The sequence below is a fragment of the Bradyrhizobium sp. LHD-71 genome (assembly GCF_031157255.1).
Lineage (GTDB): Bacteria > Pseudomonadota > Alphaproteobacteria > Rhizobiales > Xanthobacteraceae > P52-10.
The window spans coordinates 110,177-126,916 of sequence record NZ_JAVIFX010000012.1 but is presented as its reverse complement, the minus strand read 5'-3'; the positions used below and the strand labels follow the sequence as shown (position 1 = coordinate 126,916).

Genomic DNA, 16,740 nt, shown 5'->3' with positions numbered 1-16,740 from the left:
CTATGCTGAGGGTGTCGCTTGAAGGGCGTGAACGTCGCCGTCGCGCTCAGCGAGATCAATGCGGTTGCCGGCGCTGAGGGCGCGCGCCAACGCCACGCGCTCAGCCTCTGCCTGAACCTCCTCGACAACCGGGCGCTGGGCCAATTCCCAACCGTGAAGCGCGGTCTCGATCGTCGCGCCACTGCTCAGACGGTCGACCAGTTCGACTGCGTTCAGCATGCCGACGCTGGCACCACGACCGAGACTCGAGGGCATGCCGTGGGCGGCATCACCGATGATTACTGCGCGGCCCTTCGACCACCGAGGAAGCCAGATCTTACCGTAGCGATCGTGCCGGGCGCTGGCCCCCGGAATGGCCAGCAACGGCTGCAGTTCGGGAAAATTCTCCGACCAATAGGCGACATCGATCGGCACCGCCGAGGCGCGCGCATCGTCGATCGCGCTCATCAGGCAAAGATAGCAGTGCGTTGGGCTGCATGGCGTATACAGGACGCGCAACGCGACGTCGCCGTAGCGCCAGAAATCGATCGTCCGCTCCCATTGCGATCCGGCCAGGATCGCGCGATTCAGCAACACGCGGATGAGGCCGTCGTCATAGCGCTGGCGCTGGCCCGCGATGCCCACCGTCTCCGGCAGGCGAGAGCCGACGCCATCGGCCGCGATCGCCAAATCCGCCTCGAGGCGTGAACCATCGGCGAGCACCAATTGCCCGTCGTCGACGAGAGCGACCGCTTTCGAGGCGATGACGATCTCCGCGCCCGCCCGTTTGGCCGCACGCAGGAGGATCGCGTGCAGTTCGTTGCGCAACATCGTCCGTGTCGCGTCGTTGCGCGGGTGAAGGGCGTGGTGGGCGCCGTCGATCCGAACCTCGAACCCGTCGGGCGTGAAGGCAACATCCGCGATCTGGTCCGACAGGCCCAGACGGCGCGCAGCCTGCTGACCGTCGGTCCGCAGATAGAGTCCGCCGCCGGTCGATCGTAATTCGGCTGCGCTTTCGTGGACGCGGACGCTCCAGCCAGCCTGGCCGAGGGCCGCGGCCAGGGTGAGCCCCGTGATACCGGCTCCCGCAATCTCGGCGTGACGCCTCGCCATTCGTAATTTCCCCAGTCCCCCGCAAGGGAACGCGGTCGCCGCGAGCGGGAGTTCTTATTACAACATATTATGATATCATGTAATGCTCAAATAATGGAAAGCGACTGCCTTATTGTGGATTGCGAGGGATGACCGAAATATGAAATTAATTAGATATAACATATGGTTATGTGTTAGCCGAAAAATCTCGGCGCCGCTCAAAAGATGTGCTGGCGTGCAGAATATGCTATCATATGATGATATTAACTAGGATAGCACGGATGAACTACACACCTGTTCGCCTCGTCGCCGCGCCGCTCTATCGGCAGGTTGAGGAGCATTTGGCACGGCAGATTCACGACGGGGTTTTTCCGCCCGGTTCGCGGTTGCCGTCGGACGGCGATCTTTGCGCGCAATATGGCGTCAGCCGGATCACCATCCGTCACGCGCTCGACAATCTCATACGCAGCAATCTGGTGCGCAGGCAGCAAGGCGTCGGCACCTTCGTCATCGGCCCGGATCAGGCGGTGAAGAAGGCCAGCCTGTTCGGCTACATCGACGACATCCACCCGCACCTTAACCTGAAGCTGCTCAGCGCCGGCCGACGTGTCCCGCCAGTCACGCTCGCGCGCACCATGGGCGTGCCCCCAGGGCAGGAGTGCCAGTGCTACGTCAGCGTGAACCAGGCCGGCAAGGAGCCGCTCTCCTATATCGAGGCCTATTTTCCCGACGAGAGCGCGCGCTTCGTCGGCGCGGCGGATTTCGCTGGGCATATTCCCTCGGCTCGCGTGGTGGAAATGCGAAGCGGCAAGGTCTTCGCCCATGCCGAGCAGACGATGGAAGCCGTCGCCGCTCCCGCGCATGTCGGAAAGGCGCTCGGCCTCGCGGTCGGGCATCCCATCATCCGCATGGAGCGCGTCTACTTCGCCACCGACGGCTCGGTGCTCGACGCGACCGAAGCCCATTACCACCCGCAGCGCTACCAGTATGCAGTGCGTCTCGTTCCGCGCGCCAACACCATGCCCCGGCAAATCGAGTTTCCCTGACCATCCGCCTCCGCGCGCCGCCGGCGCCGGATTTCCGCAACCTCCAGCGACTGCAAGGACGCCCCGATGAGCATGACACCAGCGATCACCCGCCGCGGCCTCGGCAAGATGGCGGTCGGCGCGGCCGCGGCCAGCGCCCTGTGCGCCAGCCCTGCCATCGCCCAGACCAAGCGGCTCGCCGTGGTGGTCTCCGCAGTCTACAAGCGCTCGTTCGATCGCTTCGTCATCCCGAAGATGAAGGAGCTCCACAACATCGAGATTTCGAGCTCGGCTCTCCTCAGCGCCGAGACGCTGGCCCGCAGCATCGCCCAGAAGGCGAGCCCGCAGGTCAATCTGGTGTCGCTTGACCAGGGCCCGTGGTTGCAGGGCAAGGAGCTCGACCTCTGGACCAATCTCGATCCGAAGATCGTCCCCAATCTCGCCGACATCCCGGCCGCATACCGCGACGCCGACGGCATGGGATCAGCGGTCTTCAGCAATCTGACGGTCATGGTCTACGACGCCGAAGCCGTGAAGGCCGCGGGCCTGCCGACACCGGATTCGTTCTTTGATTTATGGGCGCCTGGCTACAAGAACCGCGTCTCGATCCCCCAGTTTACCAACACCTATGCCTTCGCGACGCTCGCACGCACAACCAGCCTGCTCGGCGGCGATCCCGCCGTCACGATGGACCCGGGCTTTGCCAAGATCCGCGAAATGAAGCCGAATATCCGCACCTTCATGGGGCCGCTCGGCCAGGTCATCCAGCTCTTCCAGCAAAAGGAAATCTGGCTCTGCTTCGTGCCGCAGTTCTCGGCGGTGCAGGCCGCAGCGGCCGGCCTGCCGATCCGCTGGGCCCTGCCGAAGGAAGGTGCCGTTGCCACCGCACACTACATCGCCATCCCGAAGGGCGCGCCCAATCCGGAAGAGGCGCAGAAGCTCGCCAACTTCATGCTGTCGCCGGAAAGCCAGGCCTTTCTCGCCGAGGATGCCTCGATGGGCGCGGTCAACACCAAAACCCGGCTTTCGCCGGCGGTCGCGACCAACTTCCCGCCGACCGAGGCAGTGGTCAACGCGGCGCACGTGCCCTGGGCCATCTACAACCGGGATCGGGTCACCCTGTCCGAGCGCTGGCAGCGCGAAATCCAGCAGTAAAGGTCAGGCGATGACACTTGCGGCGCCCGAGAACGGGAGTGCGCTGGAGCTACGCGCACTTCGGAAGGCGTTCAACGGCTCGACCGTCCTGAACGAGATCAGCATTTCCGCCGGCCATGGCGAGTTCGTGTCACTGGTCGGTCCCTCCGGGTGCGGCAAGACCACAACGCTCAACATTATCGCCGGCTTCGAACATCCTGATTCCGGTGACGTGCTCATCGGCGGCCGCTCGATCGTCCGGACACCGTCCTATCGGCGCGAGCTCGGCATGGTGTTCCAGAGCCATGCCCTGTTTCCGCACTTGACGGTGTTCGACAACGTCGGCTTCGGACTTGCGATGCGTCGCATGCCGAAGGCCGAAATAAACCGACGGGTCGGCGCAGCGCTTGAAATTGTTCGGCTCTCTGGCTTCGAGACGCGCTATCCGCGCGAGCTCTCCGGCGGCCAGCAGCAGCGCGTCGGCATCGCACGCGCGCTCACCGTCCAGCCGCGCGTCATCCTGATGGACGAACCCCTCTCCAGCCTCGACGCCAAGCTGCGGCGCGAGATGCAAGTGGAGCTTCGACGCATCCAGCGGTCCGTCGGCGTCACGGCCATCTACGTAACTCACGACCAGGAGGAGGCGCTGACGCTGTCCGATCGCATCGTGTTGATGAACAAGGGCGTGATCGAGCAGGCTGGTACGCCGGACGCGATCTATTCGCGCCCGGCCAGTGAATTCGTCGCTGGTTTCATCGGCGAGGCCACGTTCCTCGACGGCACTGTGATCGAAGCGGGTCCAAACGGTGTCTCGCTTCGCTTGCCGGGAGGATGCATGATAACGCTTCCCGCCGACCGGCGCTTCTCGGCCGGCGACACTCTCCGCCTGGCGGTCCGTCCCGACCGTGTCAGGCTCGATAGGCAAGCTGCCGGGGGACTGGACACGCAAGTTCTCGCACGCGCATTCGTCGGGCCTTTCGTGCGCTATGTGCTTGGACTGGCTGACGGGACTGAGCTCGCAGCCCAGATGCCAGCCGGCGCCGAGGACCTGCCCCAGGAAGGCGAAACAGTCATCGCGCGGATCAAGGCCTGTGACTGGCTGGTCTTCGACCGGCGGGGCAGCTGAGGATGGCACGCCTCTCTGAACTCCTCGGCCGCAGCGTCCTCTGTCTGCCGATCACCGTGCTCATTGGCGTATTCTTCGTCGTTCCCATGGCCATGGTGCTGTCGCTCGCGTTCCGGCCCTACGACGCCCATGCACTCGTCGGCACGGAATTCACGCTCAGGAACTTCACACGGTTCATCGGCGATCCAAACTACGTCGCAGCCTTTGCGCGCACCGTCTACATCTCGGCAGCCACCACGGTGCTTAGTGTTCTGCTCGGCTATCCCGTCGCGCTCCACCTGCACCGGGTGAAATCCGGCTTCGCACGGCTTTGGCTGACGCTGATCGTGCTGCTGCCGTTGATGATCAGTCTGGTCGTCGCTTCCTTTGCCTGGATGCTGCTGCTCGGCAACAACGGCGTGATCAACGCCAACCTGATCAGACTGGGGTTGATCAGCCAGCCGATCGAGCTGATGAACACGATGACTGGCGTGATCATCGTCGGGACTTTCAGCAGCCTGTCCTATCCAATCCTTACGATCTTCGCGGCGCTCGAGAACATTCCGGCCGACCTTGGCCGCTCGGCGCGCATTCATGGCGCGAGCGACGCGCAGGTGTTCGCCAAGGTGCTGCTTCCACTCAGCCTGCCGGGCGTGATCTCCGGCGGTCTCATCGTCTTCGCGCTGAACATGGCGGCTTTCGTCATCCCGTTCCTGATCGGCGGCGGCCGGGTCCACGTGGTGCCGCTCATGATCTACCAGTTCACGCTCCAGCTTTTCGACTGGCCGGGCGCCGCGGCGCTGGGAGTCCTGCTGTTCGCCCTGACGCTTGGCTGCACGGCGCTTGCCGCCTCGCTCGCGCAGCGGCGGATGCCGTGGGAATCTGCCTGATGGATCGCTTGTTCTCAGCCGCCGCCTATGGCGTCTATGCGGTGATGCTCATCCCGATCGTCATGGTGACGGGCGCCTCGCTCACTGCCGGGGGCTATCTCGTCTTTCCCCCGCAAGGCCTGTCGTTGCGCTGGTGGCAGGCGATGATCGAGGACTCCGACATGATCGCCGGCTTCGCCATTAGCGCACGGATCGCTCTCTGGGCCCTGACGCTGTCGGTTCCGATCGGCGCCCTTGCGGCAATCCAGCTAAGTCGCCTCTCGCCGAACTGGCGGACCTCGTTGAGCTCGGTGTTCTCCGCGCCGCTCAGCGTGCCGCTGGTGTTGACCGGCTTCTCGCTGTTGGTGTTTCTCACGCAGCTTGGCTTGCTCAACGAGACGGGTCTCATCATCGGTCACACTGTTGTCTCTGTTCCCTATGTCCTGCGTTCGGCCCTCGTCAGCACTTCGCTCGCCGATCCCTCGCTGCCGCGTTCGGCTGCCATTCACGGCGCCTCGCCGCGGCAAGTGATCTGGCATGTCACGCTGCCAATGATGCGGCCCGGGCTGATCTCCGGCGGCCTGTTCGCGCTGCTCGCTTCGCTGAACAACATCGTCGTCTCGGCGTTCATTGCCCAGCCCGGCGTCAATCCGCTGCCAGTGGTGCTGTTCAGCCGCATGGAAAACCTAGCGGAACCATCAGTCGCGGCGGCAAGCGCTACTGTCATCATCCTTACCGCCCTGCTGTGCCTCCTCCTTGAATGGCGCTACGACCTGTTCCGCTCGCTGGCCGGGCGCTAGCGACGATGAGCAGAGCTGGCGCAGCCAGCCTCTCAGCGTCATCCCCGCCCTGGCCGCTCGAGAACCGCCATCGCTTCATCGCTTGCACTGCGCCTACACGTTGCTCTCGGTGATCGCCGAGTAGACCAGCGTGCGCAACTCGCGCCGAATCGGATAGGCGCCTGACGGCAGCACCTGGGTCATGAAGATCGCGATCAGTTCTTCCACCGGGTCGATCCAGAACGAGGTGGTCGCAGCGCCGCCCCATGAATACTCACCGGCGCTGCCCGCAATCAGGGTCAATGCCGGATCGATGGTGACCGAGAAACCGAGGCCGAAGCCGATGCCGTTATAGGCGGCCTCTGCGAACAGTGAGCGCGACATCTCCGGCAAATACTTGCCGCCGGGCAGATGGTTGCTGGTCATGAGTTGCAGCGTCTTTGGGCCGAGCAGCCGCACACCGCCGATGTCACCGCCATGGATCAACGCACGGCAGAAGGTCAGATAATCAGCCGCCGTGCCGGTCAGTCCGCCGCCGCCAGAAATGAACGACGGCGCTGACAGGAAGCTCGACGTCTTCGGGTCATCCTGCAGGACCTTGCCGCCCTTGCCGTCAGCGGAATAGCAGGCGGCGAGGCGATCGGCCTTGGCCGAGGCGACGTGGAAGCTCGTGTCCTTCATGCCGAGCGGATCGAAAATCCGCTCCTTCAGGAACTGCGCAAACGGCATGCCGCTGATCTTCTCAACCAGATAGCCCAGCACATCGGTCGAGACAGAGTAGTTCCATGCGTCGCCGGGCGAGAATTCGAGCGGCATCTTCGACAGGCCGTCGATCATCGATTGCATCGTCCCGGCCTTCTCGATCTCGCCGATCTTCAACTGGCGATAGGCCGCATCCACACTCGATCGGTTCTGAAAGCCGTAGGTGAGGCCCGAGGTGTGACGCAGCAGGTCGACGATCTGCATTGGCCGGGCCACGGGCCGGGTGAGAAATTGCGGCACGGCGCTGGGCTTGGTGCCGAGGGTCGGAATGCCACCGACATAGACGCCGAGGTTCTTCCACTCGGGAATGTACTTGTGGACAGGTTCGTCGATGGCGACGCGCCCCTCCTCCACCAGCATCATGAACGCGACCGACGTGATCGGCTTCGTCATCGAATAGATGCGAAAAATCGTGTCGTCCTTCGCCGGCGTCTTGCGCTCGACATCGGCCATGCCCTGGACCGCCGAATGGACGAGCTTGCCGCGCCGGTAGACGATCGTCTGCGTGCAGGGAAAACGACCGGAATCGATGTAGTTGCGCTTGAGATGATCCTCGAGGCGGCCGAGGCGGGCCGAAGACATGCCGACAGATTCCGGCGACGCGGTCGGCGCGTTCAAAGGCGGCGCCGAAGGCAGATTCAGGGCCTGGACGGACATCGAGGTTCACTCCCGGTGGGCTGATTTGTTCAGGGATTCATTGGCGGTGTGGTTGCCGGCGATTCTCAGCGCGAAAGCCCGCTTGCGGTCAACCCTTGATACGCATCGCCGCCCCTTGAGCATTGAACCTTCGAGCCGTGTCAGCAGACAGCTACAGGGCGGAGCTGCGCGCCGGCCCGCCCCGTCCTACGGACCAATTTCTTCAGTAATTACAAGAGTTAATGGGTAGCTCCGGCTTCAGGCGGGCGCAGACAATCGCCATTTGCCGCGCAGCAGCGTGCATTTGTGCAATGCAAAAACGACGGTTGTGTAACAGACGTGCAGCATTCTATTTAGCTGCCAACAGTTGAAATGGAATGCAGCAACCTGGAACGGCGTCATCGACGATGCCTTCAGGGCCATTGCTGTTCGTACACACAAAATCCGGGATCAAGAGTCGGCCATGTCGGGGCACCCCCTCTGGACATTCACGCATGCGTTGCGCAAAGGGCTTGGAAGCCAGAGCAGCGCGGAGATCGCGCCGTGCCTTCACGAAGAGGTCGACTGGGCCATATTCGGTCCGATCGATATGTTTCCCTACCTCGGCGCCCGCCAGGGCAAGGAGGCCGCGCTCGATTCGATCGCGCGGATGGCTGATAATTTCCGACTGCACAAGATCAAGCAGGAGGATGTCGTGCTCGGCGACAACTCGGCGTCGGCGCTGCTGCGCTGCTCGCTGAACTCGAATGAGACCAATCGCCCGATCAGCGTGCGCCTCGCCGCGTTCCTGCGCTTCAAGGACGGCAAACTCGCGAGCCTGCGCGCAGTCATCGATACATTCGATCTGGTCGAGCAGGCACTCGGCCGGCCGATTCATTTGCCGGCAATGGTGTAGTCTCCAATCGAAGCCTGCCGCGCAAGTGAAACAGCCCCGCGGTCGCGGGGCTGTTCTTTTTCTCGGTTCATTTGCTTCGCCCATCACGCGATTCAACAAGTCGCCACATTAAACGCGTATGCAGGGTGGCAACGCTGTTGCCGTCGCACTACTGCCTTTACATGATGTTCGGAATTCCCATGCCGATCGCCGCGCGCTCGCTGATCGGTGCCGCCATGCTGATCCTCGCCGCCGTCATCACAAGAGATGTGGTGCGCGCAGAAGAGATCTCTCCCCCCGCCGGGCAAGACGCGGCGACTATCCCGCCGTCCGATGATGCGCCACCGCCCGAAGCGATCGACTGGAATGCGCTGTCGGCGCCGCTCGATATGCCATATACGTCACGACCGAAGCTTCGCGCCGCCCGGCCGCCTGGCAACACCGGTACCGCGGCAGCCTGGTCGCGCAACGACAATGCGAACGGCACGGCGGCGTTATCGTTGAAGCAGCAGCTCAGCCCGTTCTGGGACATGAAGGCCGGCGTCGATCTCGACGTCGCGACTGCGTCATCGCCGCTGCGGATCCCCGATACGCTTCCGGAAAAGCTCGCAAGCGATCACCGCGTGCAGGACTCGCAGGCCGCGGCCTGGATGACCGCCAAGGCGCCGGGCGTGCCCTACCTGTCTGACAACGTGGCGATCGAAGCGCGCATGGCGCACGACGCGCGGCTGGGAACCGCTTTCAGCAAATCACTGCCTCTCTGGGGCGACCACGTCTCGGTGACGCTGCGACACGGCTACTACATCACCCAGCACGACGCGATTCCGGGGCTGCCGGGCGGCGTCGACCATGGGCGCAGTTTCGAAATGGACCGTTCTGCCAAATTCAGCATCGCCGACACCGGCACAAGTTTCCTTGCCGGCCAGTCCCTCGCGCCCGCGGGCGACCGCTGGCTGAACAGCATTGGCGCGGAGCAGAAGCTGTTCGGCGGTTTGAGCATTAGCGGCTCGGTGAGTGAGACGCCGGAAGGCTTCAGCAACACGAGCCTTACCGCCGGCTTCAAAAGCAGCTGGTGATCTGGATCGGGGTACCGGTACGTGGAACCGGACTATGAGGGGAATTTCCTGAATTTTCATCAATTTACGCGACAAATGAACGAGCAGTTGCCGTAAACTCGCCCCTGTCTAGACAAATTCAACTGACCAGATCGGGCTTCAACGTCCGTCGTGCGGGGGACACCACTTGCGCAGGTTGCGAAATAGGGAAAAAGCCGATGAACGCAATTCCATCCGAAAAAGTTGAAAACGAGAATACCGAGGAGGCCAATCCGAGCCTGGCCGCCGTCACCGAGGTCGAAGCGGGGATCCGAGAGTTTGTTCGCAACGACGTCGCTTATCTGCGCAGGCCTGGCCAGACGCCCCCGCCTGATTCGACGGAGAACGACGCGACGGTGAAAAACGTCAATTCGCTGATCCAGCGCGTTGCCGGTACCTCACTTGCCGAAATCGAGAACCTGATCACCGAACTCGAGAGCCTGCGCGATCTGCTGCATGCCGAGGGCCAGCGGGTGCAGCGCGAGATCGCGGGCTACGCCCACCTCAGCCACCAGGCCATGAAGTCCACGCGCATCATCGCCGAAAACCTGTCGCAGTGGAAAAGCGCCGCAGAGAATTTCCGGCAGGGCTGACAGAGGCTCATCGGGCCTCTGGTCACATCGCCGCGCCCCTCGGGCGCGGCGATTCAGTTTTGCATCAGGCAATGATGGCCATTTCCGGTCTTGGCCGACCGTGAGATCGGTGCCCCGGCGTGAACCGCACCTGCTCGTGCCGCGACGAACAGCTGCGCTTTAAGTCAATTGCCGATGGGATTTTGCCGTGAAGACGATTCGCCCGGACAAGCCGGAGCCGATCCCGGTTCGCACCGACCCGCCCCGGTTAGGACAAGTCATCCTCCGCTTTGGACTGCTGGTCGTGATCGCAAGCGGACTTCTGCTGTTTGCGTGGCTGCGTTAGCCGCACGGCACACGGATCAAAAACAAATCCGAAAAAGCAATCCAGGCCCGGCAGAACGCTCGCCTACTCGGCGGCTTCGATGACCGCAGGCTCGACGCCGTCCAGCGTGTACCGGCCGTCGGCGTGACCCTTCACCACGAACACAGTGGTCAGCATCACCGCGAGCGTCACGCTCGCGAAAAGAACGCCTAAAAATTTCAATCCGTTTCGGTCAGCCATGGTCGTCCGTCCTTTACAGGCGTTCTGTCGGACATTTCTCCCTGAAGGTTCAACCTAGAGGCCAAGTGTTAAAGGATGGTTCGCGACGCACCGGTGAAGCAACAGACTCCTCGCCACTTGCGAGAGGTGCAGTCACAAACTGCGGCGCCGAAGAAAGACGGAATTCTCGAAAAATAAAACCAACTCGTCGCGTTGATTGACGGCCGTCGTCGTGCCGAAAACGATGCCCCAGCCGGGCCGTGAGGCCAGGGGACGCATCGAGGTCGCCTCGTAGAAGTAGCTAATGGTGTCGCCGGCCAGCACCGGACGCGGCCATTTCAGATTCTTGAACCCCGGCGACGGCCCGCTTGCAGCGACCTCTTCGCCGCACGCCTTCGCTTCGGACGCGAGCGTTTCAAGATATGCGACCAGCAGCTTCATGTAGACGGACGCAGTATGCCAGCCGGAGGCCGCCAGCCCGCCGAACAGCGATCGCTCGCCCGCCCCCTCATCGAGATGGAACGCTTGCGGATCGTAGGCCCGCGCGAACGCTTTGATCGCGTCCGCTGTGAAGGTGTAGGAGCCAAGCGCCTGCCGCACGCCGATCCTGGTATCCTCGAGGAAAATCACGCGTCGCTCTCGCTTTGAAGCGCGGCCGGCTCGCGCCGCCGCATCAAGCCGTTGCTGACGATAGTCATCAGCCGCGTTCCGGCGGCGTTGTACATCTCCGCTCTGAACTTGACGATGCCGCAGTCGGGCCGGCTCTTCGATGGGCGTGCCGCATCGACATGAACCTCGAGCGTCAGGTCATCACCCGGCCGCAGAGATGCAAGCCACTTCACCTCATCGACGCCGAGACCGCCGAGCGATGCGGACCTGCCGATGAACCCGTCCACCTGCATGCGCATCGCCAGCGCGCACATGTGCCAGCCCGAGCCTGAAAGGCCGCCGGCCATCGAAAGCTTAGCGGCCTCATCGTCGAGGTGCATCGGCTGCGGGTCGAATTCGCGCGCAAACGCGATGATCTCCGCTCGCGTGACATGCCGCGGTCCCAGCGTCGCGAAATGGCCGGGCCTGAAGTCTTCGAATGTCAGTGGCGGCATGTGGGAAATTGTGGTCTTTGGGGCGGAAAGCGGAGGGGATTGCGTCAATAATCCGATTATCGCCGCTATTATAGGCGACGAGGGTGCCGGCAACCAGATTTGGGGCAGCTCCGCATATCGGCTATTCGGTATCACAAGCTTCGGAGGCGGGGCCGGAGCACGCGTGCTGTGCGAGGAGACGTTCATGTTCGATTGGCAGGATCTCTTTCAGTGGGACCGCTTCATCACACCGACGATTATTAAGATCTTTTACTGGCTGGCGATCGTGCTTGCGGTGCTCTACGGCCTGTCCGGCATCTTCACAGGCTTGGCGACCATGGCGATCAACCCTTTCAATGGTTTCATCGTCGTGCTGGCGAGCATCGCCAGCGTTGTCGCCGGCATCATCTTCGCCCGCGTGGCGGCGGAGTTCATCCTGATCGTTTTCCGCATCAACGAACATCTCGGCGCCATCCGCGATCAGAACGACCAGCGCTAGTCTCCCAGCGAGGTGCATCGTGATCATCAGCAAGGTCGAAGCGATCCACTGCGCACTGCCCTACACCTATCATCGGCCGGCGTCGTCCAGCCGATCGTCGGGCTGGCCGACCATCGACACGCTGCTGATCCGGATCGAAACCGACGAAGGTGTCGAAGGATGGGGCGAGGCCTTCGGTTTCATGTCATGCGCAACCACGCGGCGTGCCGTCGAAACGCTGATCGCTCCGCTCTGCATCGGCAAGGATCCGCGCGACATCGCATCCCTCATGGACGAGCTGGCGCGCAAGCTGCATAACTACGGCCGCACCGGCGCGGTTGCCTATGGCCTGTCGGGCATCGATATCGCGCTGTGGGATATCGCCGGCAAGATTGCCGGGAAGCCGATCTACAAGTTGCTCTCAGAACCGACCGTGGCCGACCTGCCGGCCTATGCGAGCCTCTTGCGCTATGGCGATCCGGGCGTCGTTGCCCGCGCGTCCGAACTCGCCGTCGAACGCGGCTTCGCCAACATCAAGGTGCACGAGATCAGCACCGCCGAGGTCGCCGCCGCCCGCGCCGCGATCGGGCCCGGAACGCCGCTGACCGTCGACATGAACTGCCCCTGGTCATGTGACGAAGCGCTGGCGATGGCCGAGGCGTGGACGGCCTATGACCTCTACTGGATGGAGGAGCCGATCTGGCCGCCCGATGACTTCTCGGCGATGGCGACCTTCGCCGCGAGGTCGCCGATCAGGCTCGCGGCCGGCGAGAATGCCGGATCGCTGCAGGAATTCGAGCGGCTGATCGACATCGGCAAGGTCGCCTTCGTGCAACCCAGCGTGACCAAGGTCGGCGGCATTTCCGAAATGGTCCGTATCATCCGCTTCGCGCAAGCGCGCGGCGTGACGGTTGCGCCGCATTCGCCGTATTTCGGCCCCGGGCTCGCAGCGACCGTGCATCTCATCGCAGCGTTGCTGCCGTCGTCGCTGGTCGAATGGTATTTCTGCGATCTGGCCGCACGCCCATTCGGCGGCGAGCTCGACGCCACGCAGAGCGGCCGCGTGATCGTCCCGCAGGCTCCCGGGCTCGGGGTCGGCCCCGACTACGACGCGATCAAGCGGTTCGCGCAATAGTCCGCCCGACGAATCCGACCGTCGCAGAATAATGGGCTAAGTGGCGAAGCGGAAGTGCATCACGTCGCCATCGACGACGACATAGTCCTTGCCTTCGAGCCGCAGCTTGCCGGCATCGCGGGCGCCCGCTTCGCCGCCGAGCGTAACGTAATCGTCGTAGGAGATCGTCTCCCCGCGAATGAAACCGCGCTCGAAATCCGTGTGGATGACGCCGGCCGCCTGCGGGGCCTTGGTGCCACGGTTGATGGTCCAGGCGCGCGCTTCCTTCGGACCGACCGTAAAGTAAGTGATGAGATGCAGCAGCTCATAGCCGGCGCGGATCAACCGGTCGAGGCCCGCCTCGTCGAGCCCCAGCGTCTGCAAGAATTCAGTGCGCTCCTCGCGCGACAGCGTCGCAATCTCCGATTCGATCTTGGCCGAGATCACGACCGAGACTGCGCCCTCCTCCTTCGCCCGCACCTCGACCCGGCGTGAGAACTCGTTGCCCTCCTTGGCCGAGCCTTCGTCAACATTGCAGACATAGACCACCGGCTTGGAGGTCATCAGGCCGAGCATGCGAAAAGCGCGTTCTTCCTCCGCCTTGCGCTCGACCATGCGCGCGGGCTTGCCTTCGCGCAGCAGCACCAGCGAGCGGTTGACGAGCTCAAGCAGCTCCTTCGCTTCCTTGTCGTTGCCGCGCGCCTTCTTCGTCAGGTTGTCGACACGCTTCTCCAGACTGTCGAGATCGGCCAGCATCAATTCGGTTTCGATGGTTTCGATGTCGGCGATCGGATCGATCTTGCCTTCGACGTGGGTGACGTCAGAGTCCTCGAAGCAGCGCACCACATGCGCGATCGCATCGACCTCACGAATGTTGGCAAGGAACTGGTTGCCGAGGCCCTCGCCCTTCGATGCGCCGCGCACGAGCCCGGCGATATCGACGAAGGTGAGCCGCGTCGGAATGATCTGCGCGGACTTTGCGATCGCTGCGAGCTTGTCCAGCCGCGGATCGGGCACCGCGACTTCGCCGACATTCGGCTCGATCGTGCAGAACGGATAGTTCGCCGCCTGCGCCGCCGCTGTTTCCGTCAGCGCATTGAAGAGCGTCGACTTGCCGACATTCGGCAGTCCGACGATGCCGCATTTGAATCCCATGACTTCCTCAGTATTTTTTCGTCACCGCCGCGAGTTGCGGCTTTGCACGGCGAACTAGCTCAGCTTGTCGCCGTTGCTGTCGTCGCCAAATCCCTTCGCCCGCATTGCCAGGTGCACCTTGTTCTGGAAGCTCGCGTCCTGCCCGGTCGCAATCATGCCGGCGTTCGACGCAATCGCATCGACCATCGCGTCCACCCACGGCCGCTCCGCCTTTGCGAAATCGTTCAGCACATAGGGGTGAACGAGCTCCTTGACCCCCGGATGACCGATGCCGATGCGCACGCGGCGGAACGCGTTGCCCACATGCGCATCGATCGACCGCAGGCCATTGTGGCCGGCATTGCCGCCGCCGACCTTGACGCGCAGCTTCGCGGCCGGAAGATCAAGCTCGTCGTGAAACACGACGATGTCGCTCAAATCCAGCTTGAAGAACTTCGCCGCCTCGCCGACCGATTGACCGGACTCGTTCATGAACGTCGTCGGCTTGAGCAGGATCACGCGCTCGCGCTCCAGCGTCCCCTCAGCCGTCTCGCCCTGAAAGCGACGGCGCCACGGAGCGAATCCGTGACGCCGCTGGATCTCGTCAACGACGACGAAACCGATGTTATGCCGGTGGCCCCGGTACTTCGCACCAGGATTGCCGAGCCCCACAAAGAGGCGCATGACGCCCTCCGGGCAAGCTTACTTCTTGCCGCCTCCGGCCGGAGCCTTGGCCGCACCGGCGGCGGGAGCGGCGGCACCCGCGGCGGGCGCGGCAGCGCCAGCTGCAGGCGCAGCGGCACCTTCGGCGGGCGCAGCGGCGGCGGCCTTCTGCTCTTCGGCATAGCCCGACGGCGGAACGATCGTCACCAGCGTGGCATCGACGCGCGACAGCGGCTTTGTGCCCACCGGCAGCGTCACGTCAGACAGATGCAGCGAATAGTTGATCTCGAGGGCAGAAACGTCGACCTCGATGAACTGCGGAATGTTCTCGACTGATGCCTCGAGCTCAAGCGTATGCGTGACGACGTTGACCGTACCGCCGCGCTTGATGCCGGGCGAGGTTTCCGTGCCCTTCACATGCAACGGCACGCTGACGCGGATGGTCGCGCCTTCGCCGAGCCGCAGGAAGTCGACGTGGATCGGGAAATCCTTCACCGGATCGAGGTGGTAGTCGCGCGGGATCACGCGGTGCTTCTTGCCTTCCAGATCGATGTCGTAGATCGTCGTGAGGAAGTGGCCGGCGTAGATGCGCGTGCGCAGCTCGACCGTCTCGACCGAGATCGGCAGCGGGGGTTGGTTGTCACCATAGATCACACCCGGCACTCGGCCGGCGCGACGCTCTGCCCGGGCGGCCCCCTTGCCGCTCTTCGGACGTGCGGTCGCCTTCAATTCCCTGACGGTCGCCATCGTTATTGTCCTTTTCCAATGGAAAGGGCCGCCCAGGCGGCCCGTTTACTTAACTTTGAGCACGACCCCTTTCGGAAAACCGGTACCCACTTTCCAGGATCGCTCTCGAGCCGCGGCAAGCCTCCAGGGGTGCGGGGGCCACGGACGGGCGGCTTATAGCTCCGAACCCGCGAAATGACAAGGAAATGGGGCGCTTAGCGTTACCGGCGCAAAAAAACAATTATTGCAGTCAAATCAAGCACTAAAAGGCCCTGGCGCGGTTCCGGCGGCGCTGGCTCGCGCTCATGAGTCGAGATAGCGCTGGTCCAGCATTGCGCGCTCGCGAGGGCCGACCCCGAGGCCGGCTTCGAAATAGGCTTCGAGATCACCGTAGTCGGTGCGAATGGCGTCCAGCGCAGCAGCCAGGAACGATGCCTCGACCGAGCCAAGTACCGTGCGAACCTCGTCTGGAAAGTCGCTGCTGGTTCCGAGCTCGACGCGTTTATAAAACCTGTTCGTGAGCAGATAGTCCTCGATGATCAGCTCATCGGACACGCCGAGCGCCTTCAGGATCAAGGCTGCGGCGAAGCCCGTCCGGTCCTTCCCAGCGGTGCAGTGGATCACCAGCGGCGCTGAGTCGTCGAGCAGGTGCGTGAACAGCGTCCTGTAGCTTTCCGTGTTGTGACGGACGTAGTTCCGATAGGAGTCGCGCATGATCTCTGCGGTCTCCTCGGCACGCAGCGGCTTGCCGGTCACTAGCCGCTCACGGAGCACGGCAAGTGTCACCGGCTCGATCGGCAGCGAATGGACCGCAATCCCGTCATACCGGCACAGGGCCGGCAGGCGCTCGTCGACACCGCGCAAATCGAACGCGCTCTTCAGGCCAAGTTCGCGCAGCACCGCGATATCATCTTCGGTCAGATGGCCCAGGTGATTGGAACGAAACAGCCGCCGCCACTGCGTCAGCCTGCCACCGCGGGCCGAATAGCCGCCGAGATCTCGAAAGTTGCTGGCGCCGGCGAGGTTCAGGTGGCGAGTGAGAACTGGAGCGCGATCTGACATGGGATCACCGTAAAAA

The 16,740-nt window shown here is 63.1% G+C and carries 20 protein-coding genes; 11 read left to right on the top strand and 9 right to left on the bottom strand.

Annotated features, from left to right (window positions below; all coding sequences use genetic code 11):
* The gene (locus RCO31_RS15120) at positions 1-1,092 is read right to left on the bottom strand and encodes an NAD(P)/FAD-dependent oxidoreductase (protein ID WP_308969232.1); all 1,092 of its coding nucleotides are present in this window, start codon (positions 1,090-1,092) and stop codon (positions 1-3) included.
* Positions 1,093-1,352: 260 nt separating this feature from the next.
* Between RCO31_RS15120 and RCO31_RS15115 the strand changes: the two genes are divergently transcribed.
* From RCO31_RS15115 to RCO31_RS15095, 5 genes are all read left to right on the top strand, one after another.
* Complete coding sequence (locus tag RCO31_RS15115) at positions 1,353-2,117, top strand: GntR family transcriptional regulator (protein ID WP_308969231.1); 765 nt, start codon at positions 1,353-1,355, stop codon at positions 2,115-2,117.
* A 66-nt stretch (positions 2,118-2,183) separates the two neighbouring features.
* Positions 2,184-3,251 (top strand): extracellular solute-binding protein, encoded by a 1,068-nt coding sequence (locus RCO31_RS15110; protein WP_308969230.1) that lies wholly within the window; start codon positions 2,184-2,186, stop codon positions 3,249-3,251.
* A gap of 10 nt (positions 3,252-3,261) precedes the next feature.
* The gene (locus tag RCO31_RS15105; RefSeq protein ID WP_308969229.1) at positions 3,262-4,356 is read left to right on the top strand and encodes an ABC transporter ATP-binding protein; all 1,095 of its coding nucleotides are present in this window, start codon (positions 3,262-3,264) and stop codon (positions 4,354-4,356) included.
* Positions 4,357-4,358: 2 nt separating this feature from the next.
* The gene (locus RCO31_RS15100) at positions 4,359-5,225 is read left to right on the top strand and encodes an ABC transporter permease (protein ID WP_308969228.1); all 867 of its coding nucleotides are present in this window, start codon (positions 4,359-4,361) and stop codon (positions 5,223-5,225) included.
* Positions 5,225-6,004 carry an ABC transporter permease subunit gene (locus RCO31_RS15095; protein ID WP_308969227.1) on the top strand — a complete coding sequence of 260 codons (780 nt, stop codon included), beginning with the start codon at positions 5,225-5,227 and terminating at the stop codon, positions 6,002-6,004. Before RCO31_RS15100 ends, RCO31_RS15095 begins: the two co-directional genes overlap by 1 nt.
* 93 nt (positions 6,005-6,097) lie before the next feature.
* On the opposite strand, the gene RCO31_RS15090 is transcribed toward RCO31_RS15095, so the two are convergent.
* Positions 6,098-7,363 carry a serine hydrolase domain-containing protein gene (locus RCO31_RS15090; RefSeq protein ID WP_308969308.1) on the bottom strand — a complete coding sequence of 422 codons (1,266 nt, stop codon included), beginning with the start codon at positions 7,361-7,363 and terminating at the stop codon, positions 6,098-6,100.
* Positions 7,364-7,844: 481 nt separating this feature from the next.
* Here RCO31_RS15090 and RCO31_RS15085 point away from each other — a divergent pair, with 481 nt between their 5' ends.
* The 4 genes from RCO31_RS15085 (at position 7,845) to RCO31_RS15070 (ending at position 10,267) form a co-directional block, all read left to right on the top strand.
* Positions 7,845-8,276, top strand: coding sequence for a nuclear transport factor 2 family protein (locus tag RCO31_RS15085; RefSeq protein ID WP_308969226.1), 432 nt, complete (start codon positions 7,845-7,847; stop codon positions 8,274-8,276).
* 125 nt (positions 8,277-8,401) lie between these two features.
* The gene (locus tag RCO31_RS15080; protein ID WP_308969225.1) at positions 8,402-9,331 is read left to right on the top strand and encodes a hypothetical protein; all 930 of its coding nucleotides are present in this window, start codon (positions 8,402-8,404) and stop codon (positions 9,329-9,331) included.
* Between the two features lie 197 nt (positions 9,332-9,528).
* The gene (locus tag RCO31_RS15075; protein ID WP_308969224.1) at positions 9,529-9,942 is read left to right on the top strand and encodes a hypothetical protein; all 414 of its coding nucleotides are present in this window, start codon (positions 9,529-9,531) and stop codon (positions 9,940-9,942) included.
* A 187-nt stretch (positions 9,943-10,129) separates the two neighbouring features.
* Complete coding sequence (locus RCO31_RS15070; RefSeq protein WP_308969223.1) at positions 10,130-10,267, top strand: hypothetical protein; 138 nt, start codon at positions 10,130-10,132, stop codon at positions 10,265-10,267.
* A gap of 63 nt (positions 10,268-10,330) precedes the next feature.
* On the opposite strand, the gene RCO31_RS15065 is transcribed toward RCO31_RS15070, so the two are convergent.
* From RCO31_RS15065 to RCO31_RS15055, 3 genes are all read right to left on the bottom strand, one after another.
* Positions 10,331-10,486, bottom strand: coding sequence for a hypothetical protein (locus tag RCO31_RS15065; RefSeq protein ID WP_308969222.1), 156 nt, complete (start codon positions 10,484-10,486; stop codon positions 10,331-10,333).
* 132 nt (positions 10,487-10,618) lie between these two features.
* Positions 10,619-11,095: a MaoC family dehydratase gene (locus RCO31_RS15060; RefSeq protein WP_308969221.1), complete on the bottom strand. Its 477-nt coding sequence runs from the start codon at positions 11,093-11,095 to the stop codon at positions 10,619-10,621.
* Positions 11,092-11,568: a MaoC family dehydratase gene (locus RCO31_RS15055; RefSeq protein WP_308969220.1), complete on the bottom strand. Its 477-nt coding sequence runs from the start codon at positions 11,566-11,568 to the stop codon at positions 11,092-11,094. The genes RCO31_RS15060 and RCO31_RS15055 overlap by 4 nt, the downstream gene beginning before the upstream one ends.
* A gap of 184 nt (positions 11,569-11,752) precedes the next feature.
* Here RCO31_RS15055 and RCO31_RS15050 point away from each other — a divergent pair, with 184 nt between their 5' ends.
* Positions 11,753-12,046, top strand: a complete 294-nt coding sequence (locus RCO31_RS15050) for a DUF4282 domain-containing protein (RefSeq protein WP_308969219.1) — start codon at positions 11,753-11,755, stop codon at positions 12,044-12,046.
* Between the two features lie 19 nt (positions 12,047-12,065).
* The gene (locus tag RCO31_RS15045) at positions 12,066-13,160 is read left to right on the top strand and encodes a mandelate racemase/muconate lactonizing enzyme family protein (RefSeq protein WP_308969218.1); all 1,095 of its coding nucleotides are present in this window, start codon (positions 12,066-12,068) and stop codon (positions 13,158-13,160) included.
* A gap of 36 nt (positions 13,161-13,196) precedes the next feature.
* On the opposite strand, the gene ychF is transcribed toward RCO31_RS15045, so the two are convergent.
* The 4 genes from ychF to RCO31_RS15025 form a co-directional block, all read right to left on the bottom strand.
* The gene (ychF, locus tag RCO31_RS15040; protein WP_308969217.1) at positions 13,197-14,294 is read right to left on the bottom strand and encodes a redox-regulated ATPase YchF; all 1,098 of its coding nucleotides are present in this window, start codon (positions 14,292-14,294) and stop codon (positions 13,197-13,199) included.
* Between the two features lie 54 nt (positions 14,295-14,348).
* Positions 14,349-14,957 (bottom strand): aminoacyl-tRNA hydrolase, encoded by a 609-nt coding sequence (pth, locus tag RCO31_RS15035; protein WP_308969216.1) that lies wholly within the window; start codon positions 14,955-14,957, stop codon positions 14,349-14,351.
* An 18-nt stretch (positions 14,958-14,975) separates the two neighbouring features.
* A complete protein-coding gene (locus RCO31_RS15030) occupies positions 14,976-15,683 on the bottom strand; it encodes a 50S ribosomal protein L25/general stress protein Ctc (protein ID WP_308969215.1) in 708 nt (235 codons plus the stop codon).
* 282 nt (positions 15,684-15,965) lie between these two features.
* Entirely contained in the window at positions 15,966-16,724 is a 759-nt protein-coding gene (locus RCO31_RS15025) for a tyrosine-protein phosphatase (protein ID WP_308969214.1), read from the bottom strand.
* Between the last annotated feature and the right edge of the window lie 16 nt (positions 16,725-16,740).

What these genes read in the sequence shown, in the direction of transcription:
- RCO31_RS15065 (WP_308969222.1), bottom strand. Translation starts at nt 10,486, where the DNA reads ATGGCTGACCGAAACGGATTGAAATTTTTAGGCGTTCTTTTCGCGAGC.
- ychF (WP_308969217.1), bottom strand. Translation starts at nt 14,294, where the DNA reads ATGGGATTCAAATGCGGCATCGTCGGACTGCCGAATGTCGGCAAGTCG.
- RCO31_RS15075 (WP_308969224.1), top strand. Translation starts at nt 9,529, where the DNA reads ATGAACGCAATTCCATCCGAAAAAGTTGAAAACGAGAATACCGAGGAG.
- RCO31_RS15100 (WP_308969228.1), top strand. Translation starts at nt 4,359, where the DNA reads ATGGCACGCCTCTCTGAACTCCTCGGCCGCAGCGTCCTCTGTCTGCCG.
- RCO31_RS15055 (WP_308969220.1), bottom strand. Translation starts at nt 11,568, where the DNA reads ATGCCGCCACTGACATTCGAAGACTTCAGGCCCGGCCATTTCGCGACG.
- RCO31_RS15105 (WP_308969229.1), top strand. Translation starts at nt 3,262, where the DNA reads ATGACACTTGCGGCGCCCGAGAACGGGAGTGCGCTGGAGCTACGCGCA.
- RCO31_RS15120 (WP_308969232.1), bottom strand. Translation starts at nt 1,092, where the DNA reads ATGGCGAGGCGTCACGCCGAGATTGCGGGAGCCGGTATCACGGGGCTC.
- RCO31_RS15085 (WP_308969226.1), top strand. Translation starts at nt 7,845, where the DNA reads ATGTCGGGGCACCCCCTCTGGACATTCACGCATGCGTTGCGCAAAGGG.
- pth (WP_308969216.1), bottom strand. Translation starts at nt 14,957, where the DNA reads ATGCGCCTCTTTGTGGGGCTCGGCAATCCTGGTGCGAAGTACCGGGGC.
- RCO31_RS15115 (WP_308969231.1), top strand. Translation starts at nt 1,353, where the DNA reads ATGAACTACACACCTGTTCGCCTCGTCGCCGCGCCGCTCTATCGGCAG.
- RCO31_RS15025 (WP_308969214.1), bottom strand. Translation starts at nt 16,724, where the DNA reads ATGTCAGATCGCGCTCCAGTTCTCACTCGCCACCTGAACCTCGCCGGC.
- RCO31_RS15030 (WP_308969215.1), bottom strand. Translation starts at nt 15,683, where the DNA reads ATGGCGACCGTCAGGGAATTGAAGGCGACCGCACGTCCGAAGAGCGGC.
- RCO31_RS15095 (WP_308969227.1), top strand. Translation starts at nt 5,225, where the DNA reads ATGGATCGCTTGTTCTCAGCCGCCGCCTATGGCGTCTATGCGGTGATG.
- RCO31_RS15050 (WP_308969219.1), top strand. Translation starts at nt 11,753, where the DNA reads ATGTTCGATTGGCAGGATCTCTTTCAGTGGGACCGCTTCATCACACCG.
- RCO31_RS15110 (WP_308969230.1), top strand. Translation starts at nt 2,184, where the DNA reads ATGAGCATGACACCAGCGATCACCCGCCGCGGCCTCGGCAAGATGGCG.